The sequence below is a fragment of the Staphylococcus sp. 11511212 genome (assembly GCF_011394755.1).
GTDB lineage: Bacteria > Bacillota > Bacilli > Staphylococcales > Staphylococcaceae > Staphylococcus > Staphylococcus chromogenes.
The window spans coordinates 17,409-33,155 of the sequence record NZ_JAANBQ010000003.1; the positions used below are offsets into that span (position 1 = coordinate 17,409).

Annotated in this window: 13 protein-coding genes; 10 read left to right on the forward strand and 3 right to left on the reverse strand. The window is 32.9% G+C overall.

All coding sequences use genetic code 11. The annotated features are described in order from the left end of the window. Positions 1-124 precede the first annotated feature (124 nt). The 3 genes from G8Y84_RS01500 (at position 125) to G8Y84_RS01510 (ending at position 5,229) form a co-directional block, all read left to right on the forward strand. Positions 125-1,246 carry a GAF domain-containing sensor histidine kinase gene (locus tag G8Y84_RS01500; protein WP_037577226.1) on the forward strand — a complete coding sequence of 374 codons (1,122 nt, stop codon included), beginning with the start codon at positions 125-127 and terminating at the stop codon, positions 1,244-1,246. Beyond that, the gene (locus G8Y84_RS01505) at positions 1,247-1,873 is read left to right on the forward strand and encodes a response regulator (protein WP_105963529.1); all 627 of its coding nucleotides are present in this window, start codon (positions 1,247-1,249) and stop codon (positions 1,871-1,873) included. Between the two features lie 356 nt (positions 1,874-2,229). Continuing rightward, positions 2,230-5,229, forward strand: a complete 3,000-nt coding sequence (locus tag G8Y84_RS01510; RefSeq protein WP_165806072.1) for a fibronectin-binding protein FnbA — start codon at positions 2,230-2,232, stop codon at positions 5,227-5,229. A gap of 89 nt (positions 5,230-5,318) precedes the next feature. On the opposite strand, the gene G8Y84_RS01515 is transcribed toward G8Y84_RS01510, so the two are convergent. Then, on the reverse strand, positions 5,319-6,194 hold the full coding sequence (locus G8Y84_RS01515; RefSeq protein WP_105963527.1) for a cation diffusion facilitator family transporter: 876 nt from the start codon (positions 6,192-6,194) through the stop codon (positions 5,319-5,321). Between the two features lie 278 nt (positions 6,195-6,472). Between G8Y84_RS01515 and G8Y84_RS01520 the strand changes: the two genes are divergently transcribed. Both G8Y84_RS01520 and G8Y84_RS01525 read left to right on the forward strand, forming a co-directional pair. Beyond that, on the forward strand, positions 6,473-9,412 hold the full coding sequence (locus tag G8Y84_RS01520) for a fibrinogen-binding adhesin SdrG C-terminal domain-containing protein (RefSeq protein ID WP_165806073.1): 2,940 nt from the start codon (positions 6,473-6,475) through the stop codon (positions 9,410-9,412). A gap of 212 nt (positions 9,413-9,624) precedes the next feature. Continuing rightward, positions 9,625-10,911 (forward strand): dicarboxylate/amino acid:cation symporter, encoded by a 1,287-nt coding sequence (locus G8Y84_RS01525; protein WP_165806074.1) that lies wholly within the window; start codon positions 9,625-9,627, stop codon positions 10,909-10,911. A gap of 88 nt (positions 10,912-10,999) precedes the next feature. On the opposite strand, the gene G8Y84_RS01530 is transcribed toward G8Y84_RS01525, so the two are convergent. Then, entirely contained in the window at positions 11,000-11,425 is a 426-nt protein-coding gene (locus tag G8Y84_RS01530) for a hypothetical protein (protein WP_165806075.1), read from the reverse strand. A 371-nt stretch (positions 11,426-11,796) separates the two neighbouring features. Between G8Y84_RS01530 and G8Y84_RS01535 the strand changes: the two genes are divergently transcribed. The 3 genes from G8Y84_RS01535 to G8Y84_RS01545 all read left to right on the forward strand — a co-directional run bounded on the left by G8Y84_RS01535 (position 11,797) and on the right by G8Y84_RS01545 (position 13,225). Then, the gene (locus G8Y84_RS01535; protein WP_103159564.1) at positions 11,797-12,063 is read left to right on the forward strand and encodes a fibronectin binding protein; all 267 of its coding nucleotides are present in this window, start codon (positions 11,797-11,799) and stop codon (positions 12,061-12,063) included. Continuing rightward, positions 12,008-12,328 (forward strand): LPXTG cell wall anchor domain-containing protein, encoded by a 321-nt coding sequence (locus G8Y84_RS01540; protein ID WP_103159565.1) that lies wholly within the window; start codon positions 12,008-12,010, stop codon positions 12,326-12,328. Before G8Y84_RS01535 ends, G8Y84_RS01540 begins: the two co-directional genes overlap by 56 nt. Before the next feature lie 684 nt (positions 12,329-13,012). Continuing rightward, positions 13,013-13,225: a DUF6007 family protein gene (locus G8Y84_RS01545; protein ID WP_037574590.1), complete on the forward strand. Its 213-nt coding sequence runs from the start codon at positions 13,013-13,015 to the stop codon at positions 13,223-13,225. A 123-nt stretch (positions 13,226-13,348) separates the two neighbouring features. Here G8Y84_RS01545 and G8Y84_RS01550 read toward each other — a convergent pair whose 3' ends face one another. Continuing rightward, positions 13,349-13,594: a hypothetical protein gene (locus tag G8Y84_RS01550; protein ID WP_105963606.1), complete on the reverse strand. Its 246-nt coding sequence runs from the start codon at positions 13,592-13,594 to the stop codon at positions 13,349-13,351. 389 nt (positions 13,595-13,983) lie between these two features. Between G8Y84_RS01550 and xdrA the strand changes: the two genes are divergently transcribed. Next, positions 13,984-14,448 carry an XRE family transcriptional regulator XdrA gene (xdrA, locus tag G8Y84_RS01555; RefSeq protein ID WP_037574584.1) on the forward strand — a complete coding sequence of 155 codons (465 nt, stop codon included), beginning with the start codon at positions 13,984-13,986 and terminating at the stop codon, positions 14,446-14,448. Positions 14,449-14,604: 156 nt separating this feature from the next. Then, the gene (locus G8Y84_RS01560) at positions 14,605-15,735 is read left to right on the forward strand and encodes a DUF445 domain-containing protein (RefSeq protein ID WP_105963605.1); all 1,131 of its coding nucleotides are present in this window, start codon (positions 14,605-14,607) and stop codon (positions 15,733-15,735) included. Positions 15,736-15,747: the final 12 nt, after the last annotated feature.

Sequence of the window (15,747 nt, forward strand, 5' to 3'; positions counted from 1 at the left end):
ATGGTTTATCGACGTGTGAGTAATATTCATCGCATTATTCAATATGATTAGTCAAATGATGATTTTGAAGTCGCTTGGATTCAAGTGTATACTAATATAGAAGTCGATAAATGGAGTGAAGAGTATGGAAAAACCAACACGACTTGCCTTATTGAAAGAAATTGCTGAATTTTTAAATGAAGAAACGGAATTGGAACCGATGTTGCATGGGGCACTTGAATCTTTAATTCAAGGGAGTGACTTTACGACCGGCTGGGTCTTTTTTATTGATGAGAATGGGGCCCACACGTTAGAAGCAGATGTCGCATTACCCAAAGCCTTAACGAATCACAATTGTAAATATATGACAGAGGGTTCATGTTGGTGTGTGCAATCCTACCATAACAAAAAACTAACAAAAGCTTCTAATATCATCAACTGTTCAAGAATCAACCTAGCGAGCCAAGAGTTTAAAGATGAGACTGAAGACATTACACATCATGCGACAGTTCCTTTAAGATCAGGCAATGAACAATTTGGTTTACTTAATGTCGCAACACCTCACACCCAACGCTATTCAGATGAAGATTTAGAATTGCTTGAATCAGTTGCGTTCCAAATTGGTTCTGCAATTAAACGCATTTATTTAACAAATCAAGAAAAAGAAGCGGCCCTTATCAATGAACGTAATCGACTGGCGCGGGATTTACATGATTCAGTAAATCAAATGTTGTTCTCTTTAAAATTGACTGCACATGCTGCAGGTCAAATTTCTCAAGAAGCAACCTCAAAAAAGGCCTTTCGCCAAATAGAACAAACAAGCCAAAATGCCGTGAATGAAATGAGGGCGCTCATATGGCAATTAAAGCCCGTGGGTTTAGAGCAAGGTTTAGTACATGCAATCAAGCAATATGCGAAATTAATTCATATCAATGTCGATATTAAAGTGCATGGTTTAATTGATTTAGACCGAAAAATCGAAACACATACGTATCGTATTATTCAAGAGGCGATGAATAATAGTAAAAAACACGCCAATGTGTCTATAGTATATGTCCATCTGAATCAAACGGATGACCAATTACAAGTTCAAATTTCTGATAAAGGTCAAGGATTTAATCCGTTACATCTTGATGAGCGAGGGCATCATGGTCTTTCACATATGAGACAACGTGTCGCACTAATGAATGGACATATCAATGTGCGCTCAAACTCAGGGGTTTGTATAGATTTAGATATTCCAATTCACCACAAAGGAAGTGATTAGATGAAACAAATTGCACTTGTAGATGATCATTATATTGTAAGACAAGGGTTAGAGTTTTTATTATCGACAAAAGAAGATATAGAGGTTGTGGGCAGTTATGGAAATGGCTATGATGTTTTAACAGCATTAAAAACATCCCAAATTGCTCCAGAGCTTATACTTGTTGATCTTGTCATGCCTGAGATGAATGGAATAGAATTGATTCATGAGCTGAAACAAAACTATCCCACGATTAAAGTATTAGTATTGACGAGCTATGTCGACGATGAACATGTTATGTCTGCCTTAGAAGAGGGAGCAGACGGGTACCAAATGAAAGATGTAGAAGCAGAACAATTGATCGATGCGATTGAACGTGTAATGGCAGGGGAGCGTGTGGTACATAAAGAAGCTGAAGCTGTTATGAACAATGTACAAAGTAAACCCCATCACTTAAACAAGCTCTCTAAACGAGAAACCGAAGTATTGAAAGAAATGGCGCAAGGTAAAACAAATAAAGAAATTGCAGCACAGTTATTTGTCTCAGAAAAAACAATTAAAACACATGTCAGTCATATTTTTAATAAATTAGAAGTATCCGATCGAACGCAAGCAGCGATATATGCTATGGAAAATCATTTAATATAGGCAACATCACTATCTTACAAAACGTAAGGTAGTTTTTTTGTGCAAATGTTGAAAAATATTTAATGGTTATATTTTAGCAGTTAATTAAAAGGAGAGAGAATAAGCATTAGAAGGATAAAAAAATTGGGTATCTAATATATAAACTATTGCATAATTAAAATAAAAGCAATTTAATTGATGAATAAAATAATAAGGTGTAACATGTCAGGAATAAAGTAAAAATAAGTGGAAAGTGTAACTTTAAATTTCACTTAATTAATGTCATTTTGGATATCTATTTTTTATAAATGGTGATAAGATGCATGAATGACAAAAAAATTAGGGAATATTAAGGGAAAATATTGGAGGAACATATTTTGAAAAAAAAGATAAAACAAAAACATGCGATTCGTAAATATAAAGTGGGAGCTTCATCGGTATTGTTAGGCCTTTTCGTGTTTCTGGGATTAATGACGGAAGAAAAAGCGAAAGCGGCGGAAATTATCCCAGGTCAAAGTGAGATGACAAAGAAAAAAAACGAAGGTGCGACAAATAACGAAACTACTGGAAGTACAAATTCGAGTTCAAGCATGACAACGACAGACGCTGTCACAACTACTGAGGAAAGTTCTTCTAATGTCAATGAGTTGGCAACTGAAGCTGAGAACAATAAGCCTGTTCCATCCGAAGATCGTGTAGAAGCAAATTCTACGATAGGCGCTCAAGTTTACACTAATACGAATGATTCTAACATAACGAATACTCAAACAAATACTAATGAGACATCTACTGAAATTAAACCCAAAAATCAAACCACTACAAGTTATACAACTCAAGACATTCCTCAACAAAGAATTACACCATCGCAAAGCAGTGCATCCGCCACTCCTCAATCATCGGACATGTCACAACAAAAAATTGTACCCACGCCAGAAGATACGTTTTCATCAAGCCAAACATCAGCAGATAAGATTCAACAAACAGCATTAGACAACACCTCCTTAACAACACCAGAAACCACTCAAAGCCATTCAACAACTTCTATTTCTACAGGCAACGACATAACGCAAAATGTTCAAATTATTAAGTCAGAAATAGAAGGTAAAGACACAGTCAATCCTCATAACGCTGAACGTGTAACGTTGAAATATGATTGGCAATTTCCAAATGGTATGAAAGAAGGAGATTACTTTGATTTTTCAATCTCAAATAATGTGAATACCCATGGGATTTCATCTACACGAAAATTGCCTGAATTAAAAAATGGCTCTGTCGTCATGGCAACGGGGCAATTATTAGACGAGCATAATATTCGATATACATTTACAGATTATATTGACAATAAAGTAAATGTTGTTGGTTCATTAAGTTTGAATTTATTTATTGATCCTAAAGAAGTAACGACTGAAGGAAAGCAGACGATTACTTCACAATTAAATGGAAAAGCGACAACTAAAGATGTAAATATCGCTTACCTCAATGGCATTAATAATAGAGGTCTGAATATTAACGGTTCAATAGAATATATATATAGAGAGACAAACACTTTTAAACATATTGCTTACGTAAATCCAATCAAAAATACCATTCAAAATCCAATAATAAATGGAAATGTGACAAGTGGTATACCCACAACTGGTCAGCCGACTGTGAAAGTATTTGAATATATAGGGCAATCCCCATTAAATCAAAGTGTTTATGCGGATACTTCTGATACGCAAAACTTTAAAGATGTCACTTCGACATTGACTGATAAACTCTCAATCACTAATGGTAGTTACACATTAGCTATGAATCAGCTTGATAAAACTTATATTATCACTTATGAAGGTCAATATATGAGTGAGGCGAATGAATTAAATTTCCTTACTCAGTTCGCAGGCTATCCATCAACATATCCTTATTACTATACAACAGTTAAATGGGAAAATGGTGTTGTATTCTATAAAAATAATGGAACAGGTCAAGGTACAGACCAGCCCCTTTTAGAATCCAATTTGATTAGCTTTACAGAAGATAGTGGTGACGGCGTGATCCGTGGTCAATATGAGGGGCCAATGGTAGAAGTTGAGGAAGACGAATACAATGAAACATTTGATTCTCAACCAGATGACGTTACAGGATTCAATCCAAATATTATTGAAGAACATGAAGACAGCGCCCCAATCGATTTTGAAGAAGACACAGGCACAGAAGAAATAACAGGTGCATATAATGGTGCGATGGAATTTGAAGAAGAGAGTAACTATATCGACTTTATTGAAGATACAACGCAAGAGGGAATGAGCGGTTCAAACACGAATGAAGTGACAGAAGAAATAGAAGAAAATAACCTTGTGGAATATGAAGAAGAGACAACACCAGAAGGAATGAGCGGCTCAAATACTAATGAAGTGATAGAAGAGGTAGAAGAAAATAACCTCGTAGAGTACGAAGAAGACACAACACCAGAAGGAATGAGTGGCTCGAATACAGGTGAAGCGACAGAAGAAGTAGAAGAGAACAACTTAGTTGAAACAGAAAGAACACTCGAACCTAAAGAAGATACACCTAGGGGTGGAGCGCCTACAATAAAATTGGATTTTAATTCTAAAATGAATCATTTTAACGCACCAAAAACAAATAAGAATGCATATGAGACACCATCAGAGCTTGAAAATAATCAAAAACAACCCCTGTTAAAAGAGCAAACTTCTCCACAAAATGAGGATTCAAAAATTACAGAAGAAAATGAACTTACTGAAATAGTTCCTGAAAATCCAATAGTAGAAGAGGATACTGAAAATAAAATTAACCATTCTATAATTGAAGAGGATACTGAAAATAAATTAAACCACTCTATAGGTGAAGAGAATGAAACACCTTCTGAATCAAATATAAATGACGCTTATATTGATAGTAATAAGAACCAAGACAGAAATACTAAAACGAAGCGAAATCAAAATAAATTAGAGAAGATTCCTCAAAATGAAATTAATCAAAATCATCAACCTAAAGAGACAATAATAAGTGAAAATCAACCGGAAATTGATGAGAATAACGATTCGAAAAAAACGAACACAACAACAACTTCTCAGGATGCTCCTAAGAAAGTTAAATCTGTGAATCCAATTAATAATGTGGCTAACAATAGTTATAATGCTGAGCATGATTCAAAATATACGTATACTAAAGTTTCTAAGGAAATGAATACTCAAGCAAATGAGGATAGATTTGGTTTAGAAGAAAAAGAGAAAACTTCTCAAAATACAACACAAGATAAGAAAGAATTACCAGAAACTGGAAATACATCAAAACCAACTGGCTTAATCGCTTTCTTCATGGCATTGACAGGATTAATTTTAGTCTTTAGAAAACGTAAAAAAGAAGACAAATAGAGATTGAAATATAAAAAAGGTACGACAGAATTTTAAATAGATTCTGAACGTACCTTTTTTTGATATAGATAAATCAATGAGGTAAAACCTTAAAATTCGGATGTATGCGGTTCGATATGAACAATGGTTTCTACTTCGCCTAAACGCTGTTGAAGTTTATGTTCAATGCGATCAGAAATTTCATGACTTTCAACAACATTTAATTTTGGGTTTACGGAAACAGTAACGTCAATGAATGACATAACGCCATGACTTCTTGCTTTAATATCTCTAATTTCATAAATGCCATCAATATGTGAAATAATACGATGAATATGGTCTAATTCCTCTTCATCATACCCATCAGTGAGTGTAATCGCTGTTTCTTTAAAAATATCAATACTCGTTTTCATAATGAGTAAACCGATAATAATGGCTGCAATTGTATCCAACATCGGAATACCCATATAAACTCCTAATACACCAATAACGGTTCCCACTGATACGAGTGCATCGGACAAATTATCATAGCTGGCTGCCTTTAACGCACTACTGTTCACTTTTTTAGAAATATTTCTATTGATAACAAACACAATAAACATGATGACTGCTGACAGGACGCCGACAATGACCGCTGAGTAACTAGGTTGTTGAAAAGATCCTTCATAAAAGTGACGAATGCCCGTCGTAATAACTTGTATACTCACCGCAAACATAATAAATGATGCAATTAAGGAAGCGATAAATTCAGATCGGTAATGCCCATAAGGGTGGTTCTTATCAACGGGCTTTTGAGAAATATACAATGCGATAAGGATTGCAACGGAACTGATAACATCAGTTGCATTATTTATCCCGTCAGCGGTGAGGCCGTGACTGTTTGCTAACCAACCATAGACTATTTTTAAAATTGTTAATGCTGTATAAGTCACGATACTTAAATAGGCTCCCTTTTTAGCCTGAGAAATTTTATATTCTATCTGCACTTAGAACACCTCAAAATTTAACGTTCTTTTATTATGCCTCTAAAATATTTCAAATGCTAGTACATTCAATTAAAAAAATGACTTCTATGTAATATTACCCTAATAGGAAGTGTTATCACAATGAACCTTAAGAGAATCATAAATTATCTAAAGCTATATTTAAAATATCTTAAATATAGAGTTTAGCACTATTTATTATTTATTTTTGGTGTTATGGTGTACCTAAGTAGTAAAAATTATAGAAAATTAATAATAATTTTTAAATGGAGGTAAATCGAATGAACAACAAAGTCAAAACAACACATGGAATTCGAAAATACAAAATTGGAGCAGCGTCTGTCGTATTAGGGACAGTCATCTTTTTAGCAAACCATAGTTCAGGTGAGGTTAAAGCTGCAGAAGTTGATACTGTAGGACCAGACACACTACAACAAACAACCCAAGTCAACACAAATTTAAAAAATGAAAATTTAACTAAATCAGAGACTCCAGTACAAAGTAACCAACATCTGCAAAAGAACGTAGATTTAAAAACGAATGAAGGTATAGAGCGTCATCAATCTAAATCAATCGCACAACCAGTAAAACATGAAGCATCTCAAATGACGCAAAATGAAGATATTCAAACAACTAAAGTTGCTAATGATGTTCAACCAACGATATCACCAAGATCTTCAAACCCTCAACCACAGATTCAAAAAGCATCGCCTATTTCTCAAGACACTATCAACACTGCGCAAATTAGACAAGCAGCGCAAAAATCACAACAGAACGACAATAGTGTTCAACTGATTCCTAAAGGTCAGGACATAAGCCAAAAAGTCAAAGTTCAATCAGCAGTCATTCAAGGAAAACATAAAATAAAAATTAATCCACATAATGGTGAAAAATTAACATTAAAATACAAATGGCTTTTTGATAATAATATACAACCAGGAGACTATTTTGATTTCGAACTCTCTAAAAATGTCAATATTAATGGTGTATCAAAAGGAAGAAAAATCCCGCACATCTTCCATGGTAAAGAGATTGTTGCAATTGGTGAATTGCTAAATGATCATAGAGCACGTTATATCTTTACGAATTACGTAAAAGATCATAAAAATGTACAGGCTAATTTAGACTTAAATCTCTATATTGACCCTAAAGTCGTAACTCAAAATGGTTATCAAACAATTACATCAAAATTAGGACAAAATACGGCACAAAGAATAGTTAATGTTGAATATTTAAAGGGGATTTCTCAAAAGGGGGTGAATATTAACGGCGCTTTCAGAGAAATCAATAAAGCTAACAATACATTCAAGCATATTGCTTTCGTCAGTAACCTAAACAACCAAGTGAAAAGTGGGACGCTTATTGGCAACGTTCTTAGTCAACAAGTTAAGGCAGGTAACCCTATAGTAAAAATTTACGAAGCCATGGGTCATGGGTTGTTAAATCCGAGTGTATTTGCAGATACAACGAATATAAAAGCATTTAAAGATATTACACCTAAAATGGTAAATAATATTTATTACACAAACAATGGATATCAAATGGACATAGAAGATTTAAGCAAAAATTATGTCGTTGTCACTGAAGGAAAATATGCAAAAGATGCGCACCTATTAAAATATCAGACACAACTTATTGGTTATCCTAATATGTTTAGTGGCTACAGAACAGCACATATGGGTTGGACGAACGAACTAAAATTTTATAAAAATAATGCAGCTGGTTATGGCACTACAACTTCCAATTTAGATAAAGACGATTTCATTGTAAATGACGAAAAATCAAAAGAGATTTTAAAAGGTAAAGAAAATACACGAAAAACAGATTCATGGAATGACGGCAACATCAAAATTGTTGAGCCTAAAAAAGATCCATGGAACGACGGCAACATCAAAATCATTGAACTAAAGAAAGAAACACCGAATGTAGATTTAGATGATTTTATCTTAAAAGATGAAGACTTAAATAAAATTTTAAAAGGTGAACCAAAAGCGCCTAAAAAAGATCCATGGAACGACGGCAACATCAAAATCATTGAACCAAAGAAAGAAGCACCGAATGCAGATTCAGATGATTTTATCTTAAAAGACGAAGACTTAAATAAAATTTTAAAAGGTGAGCCAAAAGCACCGAAAAAAGATCCATGGAACGACGGCAACATCAAAATCATTGAACCAAAGAAAGAAGCACCGAATGCAGATTTAGATGATTTTATCTTAAAAGATGAAGACTTAAATAAAATTTTAAAAGGCGAGCCAAAAGCACCGAAAAAAGATCCATGGAACGACGGCAACATCAAAATCATTGAACTAAAGAAAGAAGCACCGAATGCAGATTCAGATGATTTTATCTTAAAAGATGAAGACTTAAATAAAATTTTAAAAGGCGAGCCAAAAGCACCAAAAAAAGATACATGGAATGATGGCAACATCAAAATCATTGAACCAAAGAAAGAAGCACCGAATGCAGATTTAGATGATTTTATCTTAAAAGATGAAGACTTAAATAAAATTTTAAAAGGCGAGCCAAAAGCACCGAAAAAAGATCCATGGAACGACGGCAACATCAAAATCATTGAACCAAAGAAAGAAGCACCGAATGCAGATTTAGATGATTTTATCTTAAAAGATGAAGACTTAAATAAAATTTTAAAAGGCGAGCCAAAAGCACCAAAAAAAGATACATGGAATGATGGCAACATTAAAATCATTGAACCAAAGAAAGAAAAAGAGCAGCCTAAAAATGAAATGCCTCAACCAAATGGACCATCAGAAAAAGAAAATAAACCACAACCTAAAGATAAAATGGAAACTCCGAAACCCAAACTTGAGAAAAAACAAGAAATGATACCGAAAAAAGAGAATTCTGGAGAAAAAGCACCTAAAAACGAAACACCAAAAATTTTAGAACCAGAAGTTGAGAAAAAAGCACCACACATGGAGCGTCAGTCAGACACAAACGTACCAAAGGTGCATTTGGAATCAGAAATGCATCATTCAATGAATAATCAATATGAAATGCACTCTAAAATGATGACACCACAGAACACGCATAAAGAAAACAAACAGATGAAAAATCAGGATTCTGAGTATAAAAACGACAAAATGTTACCAGAAACGGGAAATGATTCATCTACGCAAACAACAGGGATTATAGGGGCATTTTTAACTATCTTTGGTTTAGCTACTTTGATAAAACGTCGTAAACATTCAAAACAGTAATCTATTAATTCGAATACTTCTCAAAAAATCCTCCTAACCAGTTTAGGGGGATTTGTTGTTAATGTCATACAATATCACCTTAAAATGCCGTTTTACATTTTTAGTATATATTTAACCTCAACCTTTTTTAGTTGACATAAAACAAAATTTTTATTGCTCTTTTGCTAATTTTCAGATTATAATATCTTTATTGAGTAAAGGGGGATGAATATATGAAGTTTAAAGGACTTACAATGAAGATTGTAATTGCACTTATTTTAGGGATTTCAATCGGTTCGTTATTTAATTTCTTTGAAGGGGCTCAGTGGGTTTCATTCATCGATAAATATATTTTAAATGTAATTGGACAAATCTTTTTAAATTTAATCTTTATGCTTGTTGTGCCTGTTGTTTTTGTATCAATAGTGCTAGGCGTAATTGGTGTAGGTGATCCGAAGTTGCTAGGTGGCATTGGATTAAAAACAATGGTTTTCTTCTTAACAACGACTGCGTTAGCGATTACACTTGCCATGATTTTAGCTTTAATTGTTAAACCAGGTGCAGGGCATTCGGATTTATTAAAAAGTGAAGAAGTAGCATCTTACCAAAAACAATTAGATAGTCAAAAATCAGGTGCTGACTCACCGATGAATCAAACATTTGATCAAACGTTAATTAATTTCTTCCCCAAAAATGCTGTACAAGCAATGACTGAAGGGAACATGCTTCAAATTATTACATTTGCCATCTTTATCGGTATTGGAATTATGATGGTTGGTGAAAAAGGAAAAATTGTACATAAATTCTTTGAACAATTTAATGAAGTCCTAATGTATATAATTTCCATGATAATGAACGTTTTTGCGCCAATTGGTACTTTTGGTTTAGTCGCGCATGCTTTTACAGAAGCAGGTTTTGGGGCAATACGACAACTCGGATTATACTTTATCGTCGTCTTAGCTGCGTTATTTATCCATTTCTTCGTTGTCTATGGAGGTGCTGTTAAATTTCTTGCACGTCGTAGTCCAATGGAATTTTTCAAAGGGTTTTTACCAGCGATTACAGTAGGATTTGGTGGATCAAGCTCAAACGCCGCATTACCAGTATCTATGGAATGTACGAAACGTTTGGGGGTTCGTCCTGAAATTGCAAGTTTCCTACAGCCTCTCGGAGCCACAATAAACACGGACGGTACAGCCATTATGCAAGGTGTGGCAACTATTTTTATCGCGCAGTTAATGGGTGCGGATTTAACGTTACTTCAATTGATTACTGTAGTAGCAATTGCGGTTATCGCATCGGTTGGAACAGCAGGTGTTCCTGGCGTGGGTCTCATTATGTTAGCAATGGTATTAACAGCAGTAGGTTTGAACCCAGCGGCAATTGGTATCATCTTGGGTATTGACCGATTATTAGATATGACACGTACAGCGGTTAACATTACTGGGGATGCAGCGTGTGCATTAATTTTATCTGAACGTGAAGGACGTAAATTAAAAGGAAATATGCATGTTGAGTAAATAATGCGAAAGCCGAATCTCTCGTAAGCTCCTTATGAAGTAAACACTTTATAAGGAGCTTTTTGTTGTTTTTTATTTCTTCAAAGAATTAAACATCGATATTTTCTACAGATAACAAATCATTAATAAATTTTTCAAAATCACTTTTAGTGACATTAAGGCGTAGGGAAATACCAGAGTTTGTTGCACAATTATTTAATCTTAATCCTGAATCCATATTGACATACAGACACAGTTCCTGAGATTCATATTCTATCAAAGTAAATGATAAATCAGGTTCAAAGAAATAAATTTCACTCACAGGCGCTGGGTAGTCAAACTTTTTCAATTGATTAATGTCATGACTAAATATCGCAAATTCATTGGTAAGTTGTTGTTCTTCAAATTTTAATATTGTGTCTATATAATAAATTTTCTTCCCATAATCCTCTAAAATCTTTTTTAAAACTAATTCTAACGAAGTATTGCTCGTTCCATGGTACACGTCTTTTAAAATAAGCGTTTTTAGGTGCATTATTTGTGCCTCTCTCCCACTTGAATTTTGGATTTATAAATATCAACTACTAATCGTATACTTGTCTCTTTATGATTATATAAATTTGGTACTTTTCTGACACATCTATAAAACATTAAATTGCCTTCTTTAACTTCTCACAAAACAAACACTCTTACGTTTTGCTTATTTCTTAATTTAATGAAAAGTATCTTTTTCCTATTTGCTGAATGGATTAAACAAAAATTAAGAAACATATTATGCAATTACAAGATTAAAAATAAACTTTATTTATAGTTAATATATATCTAATACAACCATATTTTAATACATAATTTAGCACTATATAATGAGTGAAGTCTAATGTTAATGCAACTCAAATACTGGGATTTTTGGTTGCAGACACAGAAAAAGATAAACCTTCGTTCAAAACAGGCGCACATCACCCAATTGAATTTGTAGAAGATACGACGTCACATTTTGGTGGTTCTAATCAAGGGCGCGTAGAGGAAGAAGATACTTTACCGAACAGCTTTGTTCCTCCTATAACTCCAAAAGAGGACGAGCTAGAGATGCCTTCAGAACCTGAAGTTCCGAAAGTGAATGCGCCAAAAGAAAATAGTGAAATCCCTCCTGTGCCAAAAACAGATTTTGTCTAATTCACCTGAAGTAAACCAGGTTAAAGTGAAAAATGAACATTCAATTAAAACAACCGTTGTAGGTGAAAGGCCAAAATTTAAAAGATTTAACACAGTTCAAATAAGTGATTCAAATAAAATGACTGAGACAAGAAAAGACGTAAAATTAAAACAGAAAGCCTTACCAAATACTGGTAAAAGTTCTAATAAAAATGCTGTTTTATTAGGAGGATTAATGAGTTTATTAGGATTAACGCTATTAAGAAGAAAAAAGGTTAGTAAATAATGGTTATGGGGCTGGGACATTATTCCTAGCCAAAAAAGAGAATCGATTAGGTAAAATCATTTTTACTTAATCGATTCTCTTTATATATTATTTCAAAAAAATAAAGTCCTCGCGTATAATAATGAATAACCACAAACAAAATGATACGGAGGAACTTTATATGTATAAAATTTATAACATGTCTCAACTAACACTACCAATTGAAACCGAAATTACTCGAAAATGTCCTACGTAAACTTAACTTGTCAGATTCAGAGGAAAAACAGATTAAAAATCTATATAAAAACCGTAATTGTATCGCTTGGAAAAATATGGCGAGTGATCAAAAAGAATAGATTATGAACATATTGAAGAAATGCCCACGGTAAAAATTGATGGAAAAAAGGTTAAGAATGCTTATGATTATAGTGAAATAAAATGGTTATTAGAAGAATAAATGAGGAAATTTTATGAGAAATGGATTGAAGAAATTATTCTTAAAGTTGGCTTTTCTTGTTATAATTTCGATATTTTCGTACATATTTTTAGATATAGAAAATACAACACAGTTACTCTTTGTTTAGTTGGTGACGCTTTTCGTGTTTTTCTTTATAGAAAATTACGACCATTTTAAATCAAAAAATAAATAGATTGTATTTGGAGTTACAAAGTCATAAAAGATAGTAATGATTGAGGTGAGCATTAATGAAAAGAAATACTAGTGAATTAGACCAAGCATTGAAATGTATGGGATGGATGGATCTCTTATGGTTTATTCCAAGCGCATTTCTTTTTTCTTATTTACCTGATGATTATTTATGGCAAATTTTCTTGAATTTATTTATTGTTATTTTTACAGCAATTGGTATTTGTGTAAGTGTGCAATATATTTATAATCGCTTTAAAAAACGTCAGTAAATAACTAGACAAGTTTATATTTTGTAGTAGTTCACACTGTTTAGGAGAATTAGCGTCAAAATTAGAAAACCAATGATCACTTAAAAAGATCAACGGTTTAAAAAATACTATATTTAAATAATATTAACGTTTAGTACCCATTTGTCCCATCTTAACTTTGATGTGATACACTTCAAAGACAATAATAACGATACAAATCAAGATAATTTTAAATGACTCTTTGTGCCATCCATACAACCAAAAATCAACAACGAATATGAAGATAGTCATCAATATCGCACTCAAATTAAATATCTTTTTAGTACTTCGAAATACTCCTATGACGATACTCACTGCTAATAATAATGAAAGTAACAATATTAATATCATAGTTCACCTCGCTATGTATAACTATTCATTTTTAATTCATATTATTTGAAAAAGCATATAACTGAAAATGTAAAAATTAGCCTTCATTCTATTTTATTGAATAATAATATTACAACCCCGTCAATAGATGTCTGTTTTCACTTTGGAAAAATCATGAGTTTCAAACGTTGAACATACTGATATTTAGCTGTTATGTATCAGTAAAATTAAAAGATGATGATTTTGATTTTTGCGACAATTGTGGCTATTACAAATTATAATGTTTCTACAAAAACGCTCTTTTCATTTTTCGGATTTTGTATTAATATGTAATTTGTGTTTCAAGAATTGTGTAGAATTGCAATTACTTGTGTGCGGATAAATTACAAACTAGAAAGGTAGATAGAGTAATGGATAGACAAAGTTTTACTGATTTAATTCAAATGAAATTCAAAATGGTGCGTATTGAAGCAGGTTATACGCAAGATACAATGGCTCAAACAATTGGTTTATCAAAAAAGACTTTAGTACAAATTGAAAAGGAGCGCGTTTTACCTAACTGGACGACTTGCGTTTCTATTTGTTCTTTATTCAGAGATTCAGAAGTGCTTAATAGTACGTTCGGTTGTGATCCATTAGAAATGGTTCAAACAATTTCACGTGGTCAATCTGCATACCCAAATTATTCTACAATTAGTGATATTTATTGGGATACCCTTGACACTAAAGGTGGATATATCTTACAAAGTAATAAAGTAAGTGAACTTTATCGTATATTAGACACTGAAAAACAACCTGTATTCGGTACACCGAAATTAAGAGAAGCAGAAACTTACTTTCAACGTAATGTGAAAGAAGATCTTATTCGCGCATAACTTATATACATTCAGAGTTGACTCTTTACCCCTAGAGAGTCAACTTTTTTTGTTTTAAATTTCCAATTGTGGAAAAATATAGGAAGTATATGAATAAGAAATGACGATTGTTTTATATTTCTTATTCTATAACTTTGGTGAAAAGGTGATGGATGAATGAAAGTGGTGTTAATAATTTTAGGAATGACGTTAATAGGGGCTTTAATAGGTGGGGTGACGAATATGATTGCGATAAAAATGCTATTTCATCCGTTTAAGGCCTACTACATATTCGGAAAACGTATTCCATTTACACCGGGACTCGTACCTAAAAGAAGAGAAGAGATAGCATCAAAAATTGGACAAGTCGTTGAGGAGCACCTATTAACAGAATCTTTAGTTAGAGAAAAGATAACGAGTGAAGCGATGCATACCTCAATTTATAATACCGTTCAACAACAAATTACGGCATTGCAATCCGATAAAGTTACACTCCAATCACTTGTTCAAGATTTTCATATTGATTTACATGAAAAAACAGAAACATGGATAAAACATTTTCTAAATGAACGTTTGAACAAAAAATATCTCGAGATAGAAAATGAACAAATAGAAACGCTTGTTCCTCAAAATTTGATGCATACTATAGATGAAAAAGTACTTCAAATAGATGAAGTTATTTTAAAGCGTGCAAGATACTATATTTCGTCAGATAAAGGATATCATGATATTTTTGAGATGATTGAGACCTTTTTTAATGAGAAAAGTCGTATACTGTCAATGTTACAAATGTTTATGACAAAAGAAGCGATTGCTGAACGAGTGCAAGCAGAATTATTAAGATTATCTGAACATCCTAAAGCAAAACGAATACTGAAAACACAAATTCAAGAAGAATATCAGCGTCTTAAATCGATGCCAATTCGTGATATCGTTACTAAAGACCAATTTAATGATAAATTAGAGAAGTTTATTGAAGAATGCATATCCCATTTGCAGATTAAACAAAAAATGCATACCCCATTAAATCGATTAGTACCAGATATGTTCACTTATCTAAAAAGTGAGGGAGCCGAAAAATTGACAGCGTTTATCATTTCTACGCTTGCCAAACGTTTAACCTCCATCTTTAAAAAGGTCAATATTGCTGGCCTTGTCGAAGAACAAATTAATCGTTTTGATTTAGATTATATTGAAAGACTGATTTTCGAAATTGCGAATAAAGAACTTAAATTAATTATGCTTTTAGGCTTCATATTAGGCGGAATTATTGGATTTTTCCAAGGATTGATTGCAATTTTTGTATAACCCTTTAAAATA